Origin of the sequence: Aeromonas sp. QDB03 (genome assembly GCF_027707985.1) — a bacterium.
GTDB lineage: Bacteria > Pseudomonadota > Gammaproteobacteria > Enterobacterales > Aeromonadaceae > Aeromonas > Aeromonas hydrophila.
In genome coordinates this window covers 21,819-39,629 of record NZ_JAPCJG010000015.1, presented here as the reverse complement: position 1 = coordinate 39,629, position 17,811 = coordinate 21,819, and the positions used below count along the sequence as shown (strand labels likewise).

13 protein-coding genes and 1 riboswitch are annotated in these 17,811 nt (G+C 64.4%); of the genes, 7 read left to right on the top strand and 6 right to left on the bottom strand.

The genetic code is table 11. The features are described 5' to 3' along the window. The first annotated feature begins 43 nt into the window (after positions 1-43). From arnT to PG900_RS21460, 5 genes are all read left to right on the top strand, one after another. On the top strand, positions 44-1,687 hold the full coding sequence (gene arnT / locus PG900_RS21480) for a lipid IV(A) 4-amino-4-deoxy-L-arabinosyltransferase (protein ID WP_215783240.1): 1,644 nt from the start codon (positions 44-46) through the stop codon (positions 1,685-1,687). After that, positions 1,687-2,031: an EamA family transporter gene (locus tag PG900_RS21475; protein WP_016349710.1), complete on the top strand. Its 345-nt coding sequence runs from the start codon at positions 1,687-1,689 to the stop codon at positions 2,029-2,031. The genes arnT and PG900_RS21475 overlap by 1 nt, the downstream gene beginning before the upstream one ends. After that, a complete protein-coding gene (arnF, locus tag PG900_RS21470) occupies positions 2,028-2,474 on the top strand; it encodes a 4-amino-4-deoxy-L-arabinose-phosphoundecaprenol flippase subunit ArnF (protein WP_215783241.1) in 447 nt (148 codons plus the stop codon). The genes PG900_RS21475 and arnF overlap by 4 nt, the downstream gene beginning before the upstream one ends. Before the next feature lie 175 nt (positions 2,475-2,649). After that, the gene (locus tag PG900_RS21465; protein ID WP_011704920.1) at positions 2,650-3,519 is read left to right on the top strand and encodes a phosphoribulokinase; all 870 of its coding nucleotides are present in this window, start codon (positions 2,650-2,652) and stop codon (positions 3,517-3,519) included. 15 nt (positions 3,520-3,534) lie between these two features. Beyond that, complete coding sequence (locus PG900_RS21460; RefSeq protein WP_011704919.1) at positions 3,535-4,065, top strand: DUF4136 domain-containing protein; 531 nt, start codon at positions 3,535-3,537, stop codon at positions 4,063-4,065. A 57-nt stretch (positions 4,066-4,122) separates the two neighbouring features. On the opposite strand, the gene PG900_RS21455 is transcribed toward PG900_RS21460, so the two are convergent. Both PG900_RS21455 and PG900_RS21450 read right to left on the bottom strand, forming a co-directional pair. Further along, entirely contained in the window at positions 4,123-4,419 is a 297-nt protein-coding gene (locus PG900_RS21455; RefSeq protein ID WP_011704918.1) for an MliC family protein, read from the bottom strand. 49 nt (positions 4,420-4,468) lie between these two features. Next, on the bottom strand, positions 4,469-4,873 hold the full coding sequence (locus tag PG900_RS21450; protein WP_270832239.1) for an OsmC family protein: 405 nt from the start codon (positions 4,871-4,873) through the stop codon (positions 4,469-4,471). 311 nt (positions 4,874-5,184) lie between these two features. Between PG900_RS21450 and crp the strand changes: the two genes are divergently transcribed. Continuing rightward, complete coding sequence (gene crp / locus PG900_RS21445) at positions 5,185-5,823, top strand: cAMP-activated global transcriptional regulator CRP (protein WP_011704916.1); 639 nt, start codon at positions 5,185-5,187, stop codon at positions 5,821-5,823. Between the two features lie 126 nt (positions 5,824-5,949). Next, complete coding sequence (locus tag PG900_RS21440) at positions 5,950-6,750, top strand: putative RNA methyltransferase (protein WP_016349707.1); 801 nt, start codon at positions 5,950-5,952, stop codon at positions 6,748-6,750. Positions 6,751-6,809: 59 nt separating this feature from the next. Here the strand turns inward: PG900_RS21440 and PG900_RS21435 are convergent, their stop codons facing one another. The 4 genes from PG900_RS21435 to PG900_RS21420 all read right to left on the bottom strand — a co-directional run bounded on the left by PG900_RS21435 (position 6,810) and on the right by PG900_RS21420 (position 17,750). Continuing rightward, positions 6,810-8,732 carry a glycoside hydrolase family 19 protein gene (locus PG900_RS21435; RefSeq protein WP_333563424.1) on the bottom strand — a complete coding sequence of 641 codons (1,923 nt, stop codon included), beginning with the start codon at positions 8,730-8,732 and terminating at the stop codon, positions 6,810-6,812. Between the two features lie 83 nt (positions 8,733-8,815). Beyond that, positions 8,816-11,194 carry a M66 family metalloprotease gene (locus PG900_RS21430; protein WP_270832238.1) on the bottom strand — a complete coding sequence of 793 codons (2,379 nt, stop codon included), beginning with the start codon at positions 11,192-11,194 and terminating at the stop codon, positions 8,816-8,818. 73 nt (positions 11,195-11,267) lie between these two features. After that, a complete protein-coding gene (locus PG900_RS21425) occupies positions 11,268-13,877 on the bottom strand; it encodes a glycosyl hydrolase family 18 protein (protein WP_270832237.1) in 2,610 nt (869 codons plus the stop codon). A gap of 110 nt (positions 13,878-13,987) precedes the next feature. Then, a riboswitch (cyclic di-GMP riboswitch) is annotated at positions 13,988-14,075 on the bottom strand. 174 nt (positions 14,076-14,249) lie between these two features. Next, positions 14,250-17,750 (bottom strand): hybrid sensor histidine kinase/response regulator, encoded by a 3,501-nt coding sequence (locus PG900_RS21420; protein WP_270832236.1) that lies wholly within the window; start codon positions 17,748-17,750, stop codon positions 14,250-14,252. Positions 17,751-17,811: the final 61 nt, after the last annotated feature.

Below are 17,811 nucleotides of genomic sequence, written 5' to 3'. Positions count from 1 at the left end.
GGACTAACCATCGCGCTAATCACACCATGCAACAGAGGATGTCATGACGTTGACCAAGTGGGCCCTGCCCCTGTTCTTTCTCTTCTTTTACCTGCTGCCGCTCGACCAGCGGCCGCTCTGGAGCCCGGACGAAAACCGCTACGCCGAAATCAGCCGGGAGATGGTCAGCACCGGCGACTGGGTCGTGCCCCACTTCCTGGGCTTGCGCTACTTCGAGAAACCCATCGCCGGCTACTGGTTCAACAGCATCAGCCAGCAGCTGTTCGGTGACACCAACTTCGCCGTGCGCTTCGCCTCGGCCGCCGCCACCGGTCTGAGCACCCTGCTGATCTGCTGGTTTGCCCTGCAGTTGTGGCAGTGCCGGCGCAAGGCTTTCCTGACCGGGCTCATCTATCTGTCGCTGCTGATCGTCTACGGCATCGGCACCTACAGCGTGCTGGACGCCATGGTGACTCTCTGGCTCAGCGCCGCCATGGTGAGCTTCTACATCATCCGCAAGGAGGGCTCCATTGGCAGCCGGGTCGGCGGCTATCTGCTGTTCGGCCTCGCCTGCGGCATGGGTTTTCTCACCAAGGGCTTCATCGCCCTGGCGGTGCCCGTGGTGGTCATCGTGCCCTACGTCATCTATCAGCGCCGTCTGCTCGAGCTGGTGCGCTTCGGGCCGCTGGCCATCCTGAGCGCGGTCCTGCTGGCCGCCCCCTGGGCCATCGCCGTGCACCTGCGCGAACCGGACTACTGGCACTACTTCTTCTGGATTGAACACATCCAGCGCTTCGCCGCCGACAACGCCCAGCACAAGGCGCCGTTCTGGTACTACCTGCCCATGGGGCTGCTCGGCACCCTGCCCTGGCTCGGCCTGCTGCCAGGCGCCCTGCGCAAGGGCTGGCAGGAGCGCAAGATAAACCCGGAAACCCTCTACCTGCTGGCCTGGGTGATCCTGCCACTGCTGTTCTTCAGCATTGCCAAGGGCAAGCTGCTCACCTACATCCTGCCCTGCTTCGCCCCGCTGGCCATGCTGATGGCCGCCAGCGCCGTCGACCTGCTCAAGGAGGGCAAAGAGCGGACCTTTCGGGTCAACGCCTGGTTGAACGGCCTGTTCGGCCTCATCTGCCTGGTGGTGCTGGCCGTGCTGGCGTTCTCCCCCAGCCACGCCGTCTATGGCGAGGAGGATCACGGTGCGCTGGCGGTGGCCATGGTCATCTTCGCTGGCTGGAGTCTGCTCGGCTTCATCCAGTTGAAAGAGGTCAGCCGCCGCTGGACCCTGAGCGCGCTCTGCCCCATGGTACTGGCCATCGGCCTGCCCTGGGCGCTGCCGCAATCGCTAATCGACTCCAAGCTGCCGGAGCGCTTCATCGAAGCCAATCAGGCCGTGCTGATGAAGTCGGGCACCCTGCTGGCCAATGACGTCGGACTGGCCTCCTCCCTCGCCTGGGAAACCCAGCGCAGCGAGATCAACCTGTTCGACAGCAAGGGCGAGGTGCATTACGGCCTCGGCTACCCGGATGCGGCGGGGCGCTACGTGGCCCGCGCCGACTTCCCGGCCTGGCTGGCACAGGCGCGCAAGAATGGGCAGGTGGCCCTGCTGATGAAGACCGATCGCGACGGCAACACCGGGCCCGTGCCCCCCGCCGACGAGACCATCGTCAGCCACCGGCTGACCCTGCTCATCTACCACGGAGCCCAGTGATGGATATCCTGCTGCTGTTGCTGGTGTGCCTGCTGACCTGCAGCGGCCAGATGCTGCAAAAGCAGGCGGTCGTCAGCTGGCAGCGCCAGCCCTGCAACCACTGGCAGAAGCTGCGCTCACCCTGGCTCATCGCCAGCGTGGCGGCGCTCGGCTGCGGCATGCTGCTCTGGATCTACCTGCTGCAGCGGCTGCCGCTCGGCATGGCCTACCCCATGCTCAGCATCAATCTGGTGCTGGTACTGGTCGGTTCCAGACTGTTCTTTCACGAGCAGATCAGCTACCACAACTGGCTGGGGGTGGGGGCCATCATAGTGGGCGCCCTGCTGCTGGGAGGCTTGCTATGAGCGATGATCATCCGCAGGCGGGCCAACGACCGGCCAGCCCTGCAAGATCGGCGCTGAAGGGGTATCTCTACGTGCTCGGCAGCATCTTGCTGGTGACGGCGGCCCAGCTCGGCATGAAGTGGGGGGTGATCCAGCTGCCGACCTGGCAGATGGATCTTGCCGTGATGCTGGCCCATCCGCTGCCGCTGCTGGTGATCCTGGCCGGGGTGGGCTGCTACGCCCTGTCGCTGCTCTGCTGGCTGGCGGCGCTGCACTCCACCCCGCTCAACATCGCCTACCCCCTACTCAGCACCAGCTATGCGCTGGTCTACCTGCTGGCGGTCAACATCCCGCTCTTTGCCGAGCCGCTGGAGCCCGGCAAGGCGCTCGGGGTGCTGTTCATTCTGCTGGGGGCCGTGCTGGTGGGGATCAAGCCTGCGGCCGGCACCAAGCAAGCCGGCTAGTGTTTCTCTTTGCTGGTCGCAAGGGCTGCCACGGCAGCCCTTTTTTACGTCTGCCGCTGATTGAGGCACGCTGGCACGCCAGCGAAGCAGTTGCGCGGTGGTACTGTCAGGTCGCACACTTGACCGCACTCGGAACATGCCTTTATAACGGAACTCCCAAGGAAGAGAGAATTCTATGTCGGCAAAGCATCCCATCATTGCGGTTACCGGTTCGTCTGGAGCCGGCACCTCCACCTCCACCAACGCCTTTCGCTCCATGTTTCATCAGCTCGGTTATCAGGCGGCCGTGGTGGAAGGGGACAGTTTTCATCGCTACACCCGCCCGGAAATGGACGTGGCGATCCGCAAGGCGCGCGAACAGGGGCGCCACATCAGCTATTTCGGCCCCGAGGCCAACGACTTCGGCCTGCTGGAGAGCTTCTTTCAGGAGTACGGCCAGAACGGCAGCGGCCAGTATCGCCGCTACCTGCACAGCTTCGACGAGGCGGTGCCCTTCAACCAGATGCCAGGCACCTTCACCCCCTGGCAGAACCTGCCAAGCGACACCGACCTGCTGTTCTACGAAGGGCTGCATGGCGGCGTGGTCACCGATGAGCACAACGTGGCCCGCCACGTGGACTTCCTCATCGGGGTGGTGCCCATCGTCAACCTGGAGTGGATCCAGAAGCTCATTCGCGATACCTCGGAGCGCGGCCATTCGCGCGAGGCGGTCACCGACTCCATCGTCCGCTCCATGGACGACTACATCAACTTCATCACCCCCCAGTTCTCCCGCACCCACATCAACTTTCAGCGGGTGCCGACGGTGGATACCTCCAACCCCTTCAGCGCCAAGGTGATCCCGAGTCTGGACGAGAGTATGCTGGTGATACGGTTTCGCGGCATCAAGCAGGTGGATTTCCCCTACCTGCTGTCGATGATCGACGGATCCTTCATGTCACGGATGAACACCATAGTGGTGCCGGGCGGCAAGATGGGCTTCGCGATGGAGCTGATCCTGCGCCCGTTGATCCAGCAACTGATTGAAACCGGCAAGATCACCTGAGCCAAGGAGCTGATGATGCGGTTAGCGTTTATCTCTGTGGGATTGGCCGCCCTGCTGGGTGGCTGCAGCAGCGGCCCGGCCGCACCGACCCTGGAAGCGGGCACCATGGTGGTGCGCCCGGCGGCCAGCTGGCCTTTCGGGGCGACGCCGCGCTATGCGCTGGCTGAGCAGTTCCAATATGCCGGCGACAGCGCCGAGGGTTGGCTGGAGCCGGTGCAACAGGCGGTCAATCAGGAGCTGGGGCGCAAGGGGTGGCAGAGCGTGCCCCTTGACGAGGCCGATGTCTGGGTCGCCATCGGGGTGGCCGGCAGCAAGGATCTGAGCGATGGCGAGATCTTCGCCCGCCTCGGCATGACCCCTGGGCTGCAGGCCAAGGCCGATGCCCGCAAGGGTACCCTGGCCATCGTGCTGCTCGACCGGCGCACCCAGCAGGCGGTGTGGAGCAGTGCCATCTCCCTGGCCAGCGACGTGGCCATCGCCGAAGGGGAGCGTCAGCAGCTGAGCCAGCAACTGGCCGCCAAGATGCTCAACGCCCTGCCGCACTGACCCCCAATATGCAAAACGGCCTGCATTGAGCAGGCCGTTGTCATCACACCATGACGATCACTTGCGCTGGCAAGTCAGCAGGGTTACCCCTTTCTGGCTGAGGATGGCCTGCTTCTCCTGATTCCAGAAGGTGGTCACCCCGTCGGAATACTTGGCACCGGACTCCGCCTCGACCCGGCCCAGCTTGTGATAGACCCCGGCATAGGGGAACTGCACCATGTCGGCCTGGGCATCATAGGTCACGGCCAGCAACTCCTCACCGCACTGATACTGGCTGTACTGGTACTGGGTCGGTTGCGGCATGCTGCAGGCTGCCAGCCCCAGCAGGGGGAGTAACGCTATCATCTTTTTCATTGCACTTTCCTTATGTCATGGTGTTATTCGATCGGAAGAGCCACTGCTATCAGGCTTCAAGAATTTGATAACTATGGGTAATTTCTACCGCTTTTTCCAACATCAGGGAAACTGAACAATATTTTTCCATCGACAGATCCACCGCGCGGGCCACCTGCTTTTCAGCCAGCCCCTTGCCGGTCACCACGAAGTGGAGGTGGATCTTCTCGAATACCCGCGGCACCGAGTCAGCCCGCTCACCGGCCAGCTCCACATGGCAGGCGGTCACGGATTGACGCGCCTTCTCCAGGATGGAGACCACGTCGATCGAGCTGCAACCACCCACCGCCAGCAGGATCATCTCCATCGGGCTGGCACCTTCGCCGGGGTTGGCACCGTCCAGGATCACCTTGTGACCGGACTCACTCTCGCCCACAAACTGCATGCCTTCCACCCAGCTGATCTTGGCTTTCATTTCACATTTCCTCTTGATGACGACAGATCTGACTGACATAGCATACCGCAGACGACGCGACAGCGGCACATATCCGCCATTTTCACGAACTTCCTGACTAACTAGATCAAAATCAACATCTGATGCCCCCATCTTCCCTACAATGGCAAACGGAACGCAGCAGGGGTTGCAAGGGGAGCTGGCAAAAGCCCTCAAAGCCTTGTCAGCACAGACAAAGGCTCTTATCCTACTGCGACTAATACAAGGAATGGCAAGGTTGGCAGCTTGCCCGGACGCACGAGTCCATAAAAAGACACTACAGAGGAATTCTCATGGTCATTGGCAAACCGCAAAGCGATCCCACCCTGGAATGGTTCTTGTCGCACTGCCACATTCATAAGTATCCAGCCAAGAGCACCCTGATCCACGCGGGTGAGAAGGCGGAAACCCTCTACTACATCGTCAAGGGCACTGTGGCCGTCTTGATCAAGGACGATGAAGGCAAGGAGATGATCCTCTCCTATCTGAACCAGGGCGACTTCCTGGGCGAGATGGGGATGTTCGAGGAGAGCGAAAACCCGGAGCGTTCCGCCTGGGTGCGTGCCAAAGGTTCCTGTGAAGTGGCCGAGATCTCCTACAAGAAGTTCCGCCAGCTGATCCAGGTCAACCCGGAAATCCTGATGCGCCTCTCCGGCCAGATGGCGGCCCGCCTGCAGCACACCAGCCAGAAAGTCGGTAACCTCGCCTTCCTGGACGTGACCGGCCGGATCGCCCAAACCCTGCTGAACCTGGCCAAGCAGCCGGACGCCATGACCCACCCGGATGGCATGCAGATCAAGATCACCCGTCAGGAGATAGGCCAGATCGTCGGCTGCTCCCGTGAAACCGTCGGCCGGATCCTCAAGATGCTTGAAGAGCAGGAGCTGATCTCCGCCCACGGCAAGACCATAGTGGTGTTCGGCACTCGCTGATCCTCGCTACTGGCGGCCCCGCACTGGGTCGCCGGATAAAAAAGGCTGCCACGGCAGCCTTTTCTGATCGTCTCCCCTATAATCCCGAACGCCCCTGCCGTCATGGCCTTCGCCAAGAGAAATCCTATGCATCTGCAATGCCCTATCTGTCGCAGCCCGCTGCAACTTCATGAAGCCTCCCGCGGGGTCTACTGCGCCAACAAGCACCACTTCGATCCCGCGCCGGAAGGCTATCTGGATCTCATCCCCGGCAAGAAGAACCCCAAGGACAGCGACAGCCGCGCCCTGATGCGCGCCAAACGCCACTTCCTCGAGCAGGGCCACCAGTTGCCGCTGGTCGAGGCGATGGCCAGCCTGCTTGCCCCCCTCGAACCGCGCGAGCTGATCCACCTGGGCTGCGGCGAGGGTTACTACTGCCGGACCCTGGCCGAGCGCCTGCCGGGCTGGCAATTTGCCGGCGTCGACATCGCCAAGAACACCATCTTCGCCGCCAACAAGGCGCAGCCGGACGCTCAGTTCGTCATCGCCGATCCGGCCCGCGCCCCCATCCTGCCGGGCACGGCCCAGCTGCTGCTGGTCAACGATCTCAAGGTCAAGACCGAGCAGCTGGTCAGCTGGCTGGCACCGGGCGGCTACCTGCTCTACCTGCAGCCGGGCCCCCGTCACCAGTGGCAGCTGAGGGTCAGCCTCAACCCGGTCAGCATGGAGCACCCGCTGAGCTGGCCGAGCCTGGCCGGCCTCAATCCCATGGGGCAGCTACGCTGCCAGTTCAGCATGCAGATGGACCAGGGCCTGCGCAGCTTCATCCTGGAGACCAGCCGCCTCGGCTGGCGCGCCAGCGGTGAGCAGCGCCACGCCTTCAGCCATCAGGGACCGGACGAGCTGGAGCAGGATCTGCTGCTGAGCCTGTGGCAAAAGCCGCTGTGAGCGCATTCATCCCATGAAAAAAGGCCCTGACGGGCCTTTTTTATTGCGCGGATATGCCGTTACAGCTTGATCCAGGCATCGCTCCAGGCCGTGCCCTTGCCGGGCTCATAGGCCCAGGCCGCGCCGGCACACCAGCCGGTGTAGGGATGGGGCTTGCACTGGTAGTTGCCGCCCAGGTTGCTCACCTTGTCACCGGCCTTGTAGGCGGTGCCCTCCTTGTAGGGCGGGTTGCCATCCGGCGGCGTGGTACCGCCACTGCCCTTGATCAGGATCTCGTGGGTGGCGCTGCGGCTCAGCCCCTTGTCGTCGGTCACCTTGAGCACGAAGCCGTAGCGGGTGTCGTTGGTCGGGGTCGGCGGCAGGATGGCGCTCAGGGTGGACTGGCTCAGATCCGAGGCGCTGGCCCCGGCAGGCAGGGTCCAGGCGTAACTGAGGGGTTTGCCTTCCGGATCGCTCGAACCCTGGCCGGAGAGCAGCACGGTGGCGCCGCCCAGCGCCTCGCTCGGGCCGCTGATGCTGGCCACCGGCGGCAGGTTGGTGCCACCGCCGTTGTCCTCGATCACCACCTCGGGGAAGAAGTGCTGCACGCAGCGGCTGTAGTCACGCTCCTTGAAGGCGCTGAAGCGGGTCTGGTAGCCGACCAGCTTGCAGGCGTAGCTCTTGCCACCGTTGGGGTTGCCCGGCACATAGCTCCAGTCGTTCTCCCAGTAGATGGGCAGGGCGCCGGCGCCGGCCTCGTCAAAGACCTTCATGTTCTTGCAACCGAGCACCTCGTCGGCAGGCACCGGCACCCCCAGATACTGGGCCTGGGCCTGGTAGTAGGTGATCCGGTTCTGGGACTGGGCATGCTCGGCCGCACCGCCGCACTCCACCCCGCCGTTGATGATCTGGGTGGTCACCCCGAAGCCCGGCACCAGGCCGTTCTGCCGGTCGTGGGCGTTGGGCTGCCAGGTGCCGTCAATCACGTGCAGCATGGAGGGCTTGGGCGGCTGCGGATAGACGAAGAAGAACACGGCGCTGGCCAGGTTGAGCCAGGTGTCCGCCACTTTCTCCGGGTTGTCCAGCAGGGTGCGCACAGTGCCGAACATGGCCTCGGAGAAGGGGCCGTAGTTGTAGTTGTACGACAGCTGCTTGGCGCCACGACCGAAGTAGCTCTTGAACTCGCCGTTGTCGAACTTGCCGCACGGCCACTGCTGACCCTGCCACACATCCGGCCGGCACTCGGCGTTGTAGCCGCCGCGCATCTGCTCGGTCCAGCCCATCTCCCGCACCCACACCAGGCCCTGACGCCACTCGGGCTCGGGTCGCCAGCTCTCGTGACCGCCGGTCTCCTGGGCGAAGTGTGCGAACATGGTGGCCAGCGACTTGCGGCAGATGGCCTCGGCGTTGCGCCCGTCGCTGTAATCACCGCAGAAGGCCGGGAACTTGGCCACCGCCTGCAGGAAGCCGCGATAGGTGTACTCCGGCGCCCGCAGCGGGAACAGGAAGTTGAACTGTGACTCGCTGATCAGCCCCTCCACCCGTTTGACGTTGGCGGGGTTGAGCGGCAGGCCGGGGGCCACCGCCTCGACCACGGCGTTGTCGCGGGTGGCGATGGAGGCCTTGACCGCCGTCATGGCCGGGAAGTCGGTGAGCGCATGCTCCCTGGCATCCAGCTCGCTCTGGCTCAGGTAGACGGTGCTGCCGTCAGCGGCGCCGCTGCCTCCCTGCGCGGGCGGGGCTATGCCCTCCCCGTCACCGGGTGGCGTCGCTTCACCCGCCCCCAGCAGGGCCCACGGAGAATCCCACTCGTTGGCGACCTGCACGCCCGGGCTCTGGCCCGGATTGGCATACCATTTGGCCTCGTAGATCTGGCCGTTGAAACTGACCTGGCTGCCGCCGCCATAGCCCTGATTGATGTCATAGGCGCTGGCGGCCCACAGCTGACCGCTCAGACAGAGCCCGGCCAGCAGGGTGGCCACAGAGGACTTTCTTGTCATCATATTTACCTCTTGCTTGATGAAAGGCGGGGCTTGGCCCCCGCCAGTGGCACCTCGCATTGCGCGAGGAGAAAGGAGAAAAACACTCAGCGCGCCGCCAGCGGCATGCCGTTGACCGTGTAGCCGAGCCCGACCGGGGCCGGGACAAGCTGGGCCTCGGTCTGTGACTGGTTGCGGCACAGCACGCTGGCGCTGCGCGGCTCGCTTGCGGTCGGCACGTTGACGTGGAACTTGTTCATCACGCTCGCGCTCAGCCGGTGGTTGGCCAGCTTGAAGCGCAGCAGGCCGTCGCGGGTCTCCACCTGCAGCTGGCAGTCACTGTTGCCGAGCCGCTCGCCGTCATCGCCATAGGCAAAGCCGTAGGCGCCGTGCAGGGCCGGATAGAGGTAGCTCGGCAGCTGCCCCTGCGGGTCGTAGTAGCCGACCAGGGTGGTCACCGGCACGCCGAAGGCAGCTGGCTTGCGATCTGCCGCCAGATCCGTCGGCGCTCCCTCGTTCCAGCGGCTGCCGTCGGAGCGATAGCTCTTCTTGAAGCCGCGCGAGACAGTGATCTGCTGGCCGTTGATGAAGAGGGTGCTGTTGTAGCCGGCGTTGTGGTCGATGCTGACGATGCGGCCGCGATTGACCGCCGAGGCGGCCGGCAGCTGGATGTTGCGGGTCCAGTTGCCATCCCACATGGCCACCTTGACCAGATCGTACTCGGCCAGCAGGGCGGCCAGTTTGACTTCTCCCAGATCGCTCACCGGCGCGGTGATCTGCTCGGCGAGATCGACCCGGTGGCGGTAGGGCTCCATCCTGGCCTGGCTTTCGTTCCACTTGCTAAAGCCAGTGGGGGACGCTGCGTCGAACACCGCCTTGCTCTCGAGGAAGCGCTGGATGATGGCGGCCGAGTTGGGGGTGTAGAGGGTGAAGCGATTGAAGCCGGAGAGCGGCTCGCCGCCGGCCATGGCGTCGAAGCCAAACTTGCGGCCGTCAAACGGGGCCTGGCACTGGCCGTCGAGGCAGGCGCTCTGGCCGCTGCGGCTCGCAAAGAAGTTGGGGATGAAGCGGTTCTTGTCGCCATCCCAGCCCCAGGTGGCATTGATCTGATCGGCGCTGCGGTGCACCGAACCGGCAAAGCCGCCCACGTAGTGGCCGAGACCGTAGTTGTGGCCCACCTCGTGGCTGAACTCGTTGCCAAGGGAAGCGTCAAGGGTGACGATGCCGCCCCCGCCGGATCCGCCGTGCACCTGCACCCCGTTGGCGTACTTGCCACGGCTGTTGTGGGCCGCCAGCTGGGCCACCACGTAGGGGTGGCTGCTCTCCCCCTCCCCGGCTGTGCTGTTGATGCCGTAGTTGGCATTGTCGATGCCAAGGGAGATGAGCTCCTTGCCGATGCGCTGGCGCATGGTGCCGCTGTGCCAGCCCCCCTCGCTCGGATCAAAGTCGGTGAGCAGGGTGCCATCTGGCAGCATCACTTCCGGCAACGACAGCGGCGCATACTGGCTGACGATGAGGCGGCTGGCGGGAATGGTCTGGAAATACTCCCGCTGGGCTTCTTTATCTTTGGCAAAGGCGAACTGGTCGCGCGGGCTGGTCAGCATGCCGATGTCGATGGTGTGAATGAGCAGCTCCCCCGGCGCCCCCACCTTGAGGTCGTTCAGCTCGCCGCTCAGATCCCCCTGGCTCAGTCGCAGGGTGAGGCCGGGCATGATCCACTCGGCCGGCAGCACGGCGCTCCAGGCATCGCTGGAATAGGTAATGCCGTTGTTTTCCAGCTCGCCATCGCGGATCCACTGGCCGCGCACGAACTTGAACTGCTGGCTCTGGCCGCGGGAGATTGTTACCTGGCGGCCACTGAAGTAGACGGTGGAGTTGTAGCCGGCATTGGAGGTAAGGCGCACCATCTTGCCCTCCAGGCTCGCGTCGCGCGGCAGGTGGATGTCGCGCACCCAGCGGCCATCGGCGGTCTGGATGGTGACCAGGGCATGGGGCTGCAACTTGCCGAGCAGGAAGGCGCCGCTCGGATCGCTCAGCCTGGCCAGTTCGCTGCTGCTGTTGATGACGGCACTGGTGCCAGGGCCCGGGGTGAAGTCGACCCCCTCCTCCGGCGTTCCTTCCAGGTAGTAGGCGGTCTTGGGCAGGCGGGAGGGCGGATCCAGCGTGAGGCTGCCGAGCAGCTTGCCGGCGCCGTCGCGGGCCTCGAGCGCCAGCGGCGCCTGGTTGCCGGCCTGCAGCGGGCGCACCAGCAGCAGGCTCTTGCGCAGGGCGGTGAGGCGGGGCTGGTTGTCCCCCTCCCGCAGGTGGGCGGGCAGGATCTGGCTCTGGGCAAACTGGACGCCGGCCAGCAGCGATCCCTGCAGATCGTTCTGCGGCCGGGTGGCGTCAAAGACCAGCGGGGTGGGTGGCTGAACGGCGGCCAGCAGCGGGCCGCTTGCCAGGGCTGCGCCGATCAGGCAGGCAAGACGTGTGGTGCATGTGGTCATGGTGGTGCTCTTTGTTGTTATGGGGGAAAAAAGGGGGCATGCCTGGCATGCCCCGATGGGTTTAACGGTGAGGTTATTTGCAGCTGGCGGCGCCGATGTCCTGCCAGACGTCGTGCTTGCCGGGCTCGTTGCCGCGGGTCCAGTACTGGGCCTTCCACTGGCGACCGTTGTGGGTGGTCACGTCACCGGCGTTGTAGGCGACGCTGGCATCCCAGCCCAGCTGCACCTGGCTTATCAGCTTCCACTGATCGGCGGTGCGGCTCGGTTCATTGCCCTGGGTCCAGTACTTGGCCTGCCACACCAGCTGGTTGTGGCGCACCTTCTCGCCACCGTTGTAGGTGGTAGAGGCCTTCCAGGCCGGCCAGTTGGCGGCATCCGGATCGGTGGCGTTGCAGTCGCCGCCACCGCTGACCGGGGTCACGGTGAGGCGGGTCTTGCCCTGGGCATCCAGGGCGCCGTCGGTCACGGTGACGGTGAGGTCATAACCGGTCTCCACGGTGACGCTGGGGCCCGTCACCACCAGGGTCTTGCTGTTCTGACCGCTGGCGGTAACCCCGGCCGGCACGCTCCACTGATAGCTCAGGGTGTCGCCGTTGGGGTCGGTGGCGCTAGCGGTGATGCTCACCTGCTTGCCGGCCTGCACCGAGACCTTGTCCTGCACCGTGACGACCGGCGGCAGGTTGGGTTGCGGCGCCTTGTTGGTCACCACCACCTGATCCTTGGCGCTGAGGTTGTGGTCATCGGTCACGGTCAGTTCGAACACCAGATTGACGTCCTGGCTCACCGCATCGACGCTCAGCTTGGCCTTGGCCTGGGTGGCATCGCTCAGGGTCGCCTTGGGACCGGAGATCTGGGCCCAGCTGTAGCTCAGCACCGCCCCTTCCGGATCGCGGGAGGAGGAACCGTCCAGCACCAGCTGGGCCGGCCCGGTCACCGCGAGATCAGTGCCGGCGTTGGCCACCGGCGGCTTGTTGACCGGCGGTGTGCTATCGCCGTGGCCCAGCCCCTCGTGCATGGCGTTGAGAATGTCGCCGTTGTCGGCGTCGATTTCCCAGGCGAACATGCCGCCGAGCTGGTTGGCCAGCACGTACTGCCCCTTGGCCTTGACCGAGCGCTCATCATCGAAGGTGATGAGCTCACCGGTGGAAGCCTTGAACACGGACGGTGCCTCGGCCACTTCGTCATAGCTGTACTGCCAGTCGCCGGCCATCTTGCCCTTGGCGATGCCACGGTAGTCGATGACCCCCTTCTCCCAGATCCCTTCCGCTTCGGTCCCCGCAATCGGGCCGGTGGCGGTGCCGGTGAAGGGGTTGTTGCCCTGATACCCGCTGACGCCGGTCCAGCCGCGACCATACATGGCGGCACCCACCACCACCTTGCCCGGCTCGACGCCCTGACCCAGCAGCGCCTTGACCCCCTTGTCGGTGGTGTACTTGGTGTTGGGATCCCAGCTCGACTCGTAGAGCGCGGTCTGGTGACCCAGCCCGGTGTTGGTCCAGGCGCCGTTGAAGTCGTAGCTCATCAGGAAGATGTGATTCATGTATTGCTGGGCGGCGCGATAGTCCACCTTGGCAATCTTGTCACCGCCGGCGCTGATGGCGGAGGTGAGCTCGTAGGTGCGGCCCGTCTCTGCGCTCAGCTCGTCGAGCATGGCGCGCAGCTCCTTCATCAGCAGCACGTAGGTTTCGCCGTCGGAGGCGCTGCCGAGGTTGGGATTGGCCCCGAGGCCCCCCGGGAATTCCCAGTCGATGTCCACCCCGTCGAAGAATTTCCAGGTCTGCAGATACTCCTTCACCGAGGCGACGAAGGTGTCGCGCTTGGTCTTGTCACCGAAGAAGAAGAAGGGATCGGAGAGGGTCCAGCCACCGATGGAGGGGAGGATCTTCAGGTCCGGATAGGCCTTCTTGAGCGCCATCAGGTTGCCGAAGTTGCCCTTGTAGGGTTCGTCATAGGCGGTGAGATTGCCCTGCCCCATCTGGATGGCAGCCCAGGGATCGTGGATGGAGACCTTGAAGTCCTCGCGGCCGGCACAGGAGCGCTGCAGCGCCTCGAAGCTGCCGGAGATCTCTTTCAGGCTGTCGTTGATGCCGTTGCCACCGCAGATCGGGGTGAAGCCGTAGAGGATGTGGGTCAGGTTCTGGGCCGGGATCTTGTCCACGGTGAACTTGCGACCATAGACCCCCCACTCCACGTAGTAGGCCCCCATCACCTTGCCGGTCTTGTTGACGTAGGGCTTGTTGTTCTCCTTGAGCGGCGCCTTGAGCGGCAGCAGATGGCTGCCGTCGGTGTCGGCCACCAGGATCTCTTTCTTGTCGGAGAGGGTGCAGCCGTCGGCGTTGCACAGCGCCACCTGCATCTGGTAGCGGCCCCCCTTGGTGACCTTGAAGTTGGCGGTACCGGAGGCGGACGCGGCGCCGGACCACACCTCCTTGCCGTCGAGCAGAACCTTGGCGGTCTGGCCGACATCACCGGACCAGAGGTTCCAGCTCACGCTGACCGGCGCGCCATCGGCGTGCACCTTGACCAGCTTGTTGTAGGAGGTGGCGGCTTGATCCACTTCGACGATGGCGAACTTGGTTTCGCCCCAGCCGATGGTGGGTTTGCCGGGGGCGGCAGCGAAGGCGGAGGAGGCGCACAGACCCCCGACCAACAACGCCAGTACGGAGGGTTTTGGACTTAACATAGTTGAATATCCTTATTTCGTTCTTGGAATAGATAACGAAAAAGGCAACGCAACCTGACAGGTAACGCAGACAACATCGCACCATGGCTTGGCCCATGGACGAAACAACCTGTGGTGGCCCCGCTATCTTAGGTACTGCTGACCCTTAGACCGGAAGCTTTGCGTCCCGGACTTTCATCCGGTTTGCCTTTTGCACAACTTGATTTGCGACAAAAATAATCGCGACCTGACTATAAGGGAGTCAAAGGAGGGAGAGCAAACCCCCGAACGGTTATTAATAAACCACTTTTTATCGAAAATGAGCCTCAAACGAGAAGAAAAGGCACTTTTTTGTGTCAGAAAGTGCCGATCTTGCCGGCTGGGGGCCGGCGATTAAAATTCGGACGAATACCCGGTTTCGTGATCATCATCAAGTTTGGCCGGCCGCAAGATGCTGTTCATCAGCGCCCGCAGCTTGAGCGGCTTGACCGGTTTACTGATGTAGCCGTAGCCATGTTCGCGGATCTGCGCCTGCAGCTCGCTCTTGCGATCCGCACTGATGATGATGCCGCCAATGTCGTTGCCGTGGGCCAGGCGCAGCATGTGCAGCGCCTGCAGCCCGGTCTTGCCGTCGTCCAGATGGTAATCGGAGAGCACCAGCTGCGGCAGGAAGCCGCCGGCGATGAGATCCTCCGCCTGGGCCAGGCTCTGGGCACAGACCACCTCGCAGCCCCAGCGTCCCAGCAGGGAGTGCATGGCGATCAGGATGTCGCTCTCGTTGTCGATGCAGAGCACCCGGATCCCCTCCAGCTGGCTGTCGCGCTGGGTGGGGGCCGCCACCTGCGTCGTTGCGACAGGACGGGTCGCCAGGTTGAGGGTGATGGCAAACACCGAGCCCGCCCCCGGCCAGCTGCGCAGGGTCAGGTTGTGGCCGAGCACCAGGGCAATGCCGCGAGCGATGGCAAGGCCGAGCCCCAGCCCCTGCTCTCGCGCGGTGCGGGAGTGATCGAGGCGGGAGAACTCGTCGAAGATCGCCTCCTGCTTGTCGGCCGGAATGCCGGGGCCGTTGTCCCACACCTCGATGCGCACCTTGTCGCCGAGCCGGCGGCAGCCGAGCAGCACCCGCCCGCCCGGATTGTAGCGAAAGGCGTTGGTGAGGAAGTTTTGCAGCACCCGCCGCAGCAGGCGCACGTCGCTGTAGACCGCCACACCACTCTCCACCACCGAGAACTGGATCCCCCCTGCCTGCGCCAGCACGCCGAACTCCGCCTTGAGGTTGTCGAACACGTCGCGCAGGGCGAAATCCAGTTTCTTGGCCTTGAACTTGCCCGCTTCGAGCCGCGAGATGTCGAGCAGATCGGTGATGAGATCCTCGGTCGCCCCCAGCGCGTCGTCGATGTGGCGGGCGATGCGGGCCGGCTCGTCCGCCGGTGGCAGCATCTCCAGCAGGGAGGAGGTAAACAGCTTGGCGGCGTTGAGCGGCTGGGTCAGATCGTGGCTCACCGCCGCCAGGAAGCGGCTCTTGGAGTGGTTGGCCCGCTCCACCTGCTGGTTCACCAGCAGCAGCTGGCGGTTGAGCTCGGAAAGCTCGTGGGTGCGCTCGGCCACCCGCGCCTCCAGGTGTTCGTTGGCCTCCCGCAGCACCCGCTCGGCGTCGCGAAACGGGGTGATGTCGGTAAAGGTCATCACGAAACCGCCTGCCGGCATGGGGTTGCCCTGCATCTCGATCACCCGGCCATCGGGGCGCTCACGCGCCGAAATGTGCTGGCTGCCGCGCTGCATGAAGGCGACCCGCCGCGCCACATGGGCCTCGACATCGCCCGGGCCGCACAGCCCCTGCTCGGCGTTGTAGCGGATGATCTCCTCGATGGGGCGGCCCACCTGAATGAGGCCGGGCGGATAGTGGAACAGCTCGATGTAGCGCCGGTTCCAGGCCACCAGCTTGAGCTCCCTGTCCACCACCGAGATCCCCTGCCCCATGTGTTCGATGGCCCCCTGCAGCAGGCCGCGGTTGAAGCGAAACACGTCGGAGGCCTCGTCCACTATGGTGGCGATCTCTTCGAGCTGCATGTTGCGCCCTTGCAGGGCCGAGGCCAGCACCAGGCGGGCGGACGAGGTGCCGAACACCCCGGCCAGCAGCCGCTCGGTGTGGGCAATCAGCTCGGCGGAGGCCTGCATCTGGGGCGCCAGGGTGCCGCCCCGCTCGCCGGCGAAGCGGCCGAAGGCGCGCTTGACCCGGCTCGAGCCGACGAAGCGGGCCGCCAGCATCTCCAGCTCCTTGACCGAGACCCGCGCCTGATAGAGCGCCGTGGTGTCGCGGCTCGGCTTGCCGACGAAGTTGGCCGCCTGCAGCCGCTCGCTCACCGCCGCCTGCGACAGCAGGGAGCCCGCCACATAGCCGATGAGGTTGAGCAACAGGCTCAGAAAGATGCACCAGGCCCCCAGGCTGAGATCGCGAAACGCGGGCCAGTCGGGCGGCGCCAGCAGGGCCGCCAGCGGCGAGCCGGCCAGCAGGCCGCTCTCCGCCAGCAGGGTAGCGAACCAGAGGCTGACCCCGAGGGCGAGACCGAGGTAGACCCCCTTGCGATTGCCGTGCCGCCAGTAGAGACCGAGCAGCAGCGCCGGCGCAAACTGGGCCACCGCACCGAACGACAGGTAGCCGATGCGCGACAGGCTGGTGAGATCCCCGAGCCAGAGGTAGAGCCCCCAGGCCGCCAGCAGGATCAGCAGGATGGCGCCGCGGCGCACCTGCAGCAGCAGGCGCACCAGCCGCTCGTCGCGCCCCTGCTGCCAGAAGCGGCGCAGCAGCACCGGCAGCACCAGATCGTTGCTGACCATGATGGCCAGCGCTATGGTGCAGACGATCACCATGCCGGTGGCCGCCGAGGTGCCGCCAAGAAACGCCAGCAGCGCCATGCCGTCAAAACCGAGCGACATGGGGAGGCTGATCACATAGGTATCCGAGGCCATGCCGGCCCCCACCCACTGCTTGCCCGCCAGCGCCAGCGGCCAGATGAACAGCCCCATCACGAACAGGTAGAGCGGAAACAGCCAGCGCGCCCAGTGCAGATCCTGGCCCTGGTTGTTCTCCACCACGGTCACGTGAAACTGGCGCGGCAGGCAGATGACAGCGCACATGGCGACCAGGGTATAGATGGCGAGCTCCAGCAGGCTGCCCGGCGTCACCGCCACCACCGCATCGAGAAAATCGCTGGCCACCAGGGTGCGGGCCTGGCTCGGCTTGCTGAGGATCAGCCAGAGCGCAAAGCCCCCCACCGCCATGAAGGCGAGCAGCTTGACTACGGATTCGAAGGCGATGGCCACCACCATGCCGCGGTGGTGCTCGGTGGCGTCCAGATGGCGGGTGCCGAACAGAATGCTGAACAGCGCCAGCAGCAGGGCCACGCCGAGGGCCAGCCCGGCGGTATTGCCGGTGGGGCCGGCAGGCACAGAGTTGGCCATCAGCAGATCCAGCCCGGTGACGATGGCTTTCAGCTGCAACACCAGGTACGGCAGTATGCCCATGATGGCGATCAGCGCGATCACCATGGCCAGGCGCTGGGACTTGCCGTAACGGGCGGCGATGAAGTCGGCGATGGAGGTGATGTGCTCGCGCTTGGCCACCAGGATGAGGCGGGCCAGCAAGCGCCAGCCAAACAGGAACACCAGCATGGGGCCCAGATAGATGGGCACAGGTGACCAGGGCGACTCGCTGGCCTGGCCCACCGTGCCAAAGAAGGTCCAGGAGGTGCAGTAGACCGCCAGCGACAGGCTGTAGAGCAGGGGCTGCCCCTTTAAACGGCGACGTTTGTTCTTGTCCGCCACGTAGGCGATCAGAAACAGCAGCCCCAGATAGGAGAGCGACAATCCGATCAGCAACCATCCCTGGTGCATCTGTAACCTCTTGTCCGTGTTGAAGATTCAAGCGCAGCAGCAGCCAGTCTAGAGAGCCACT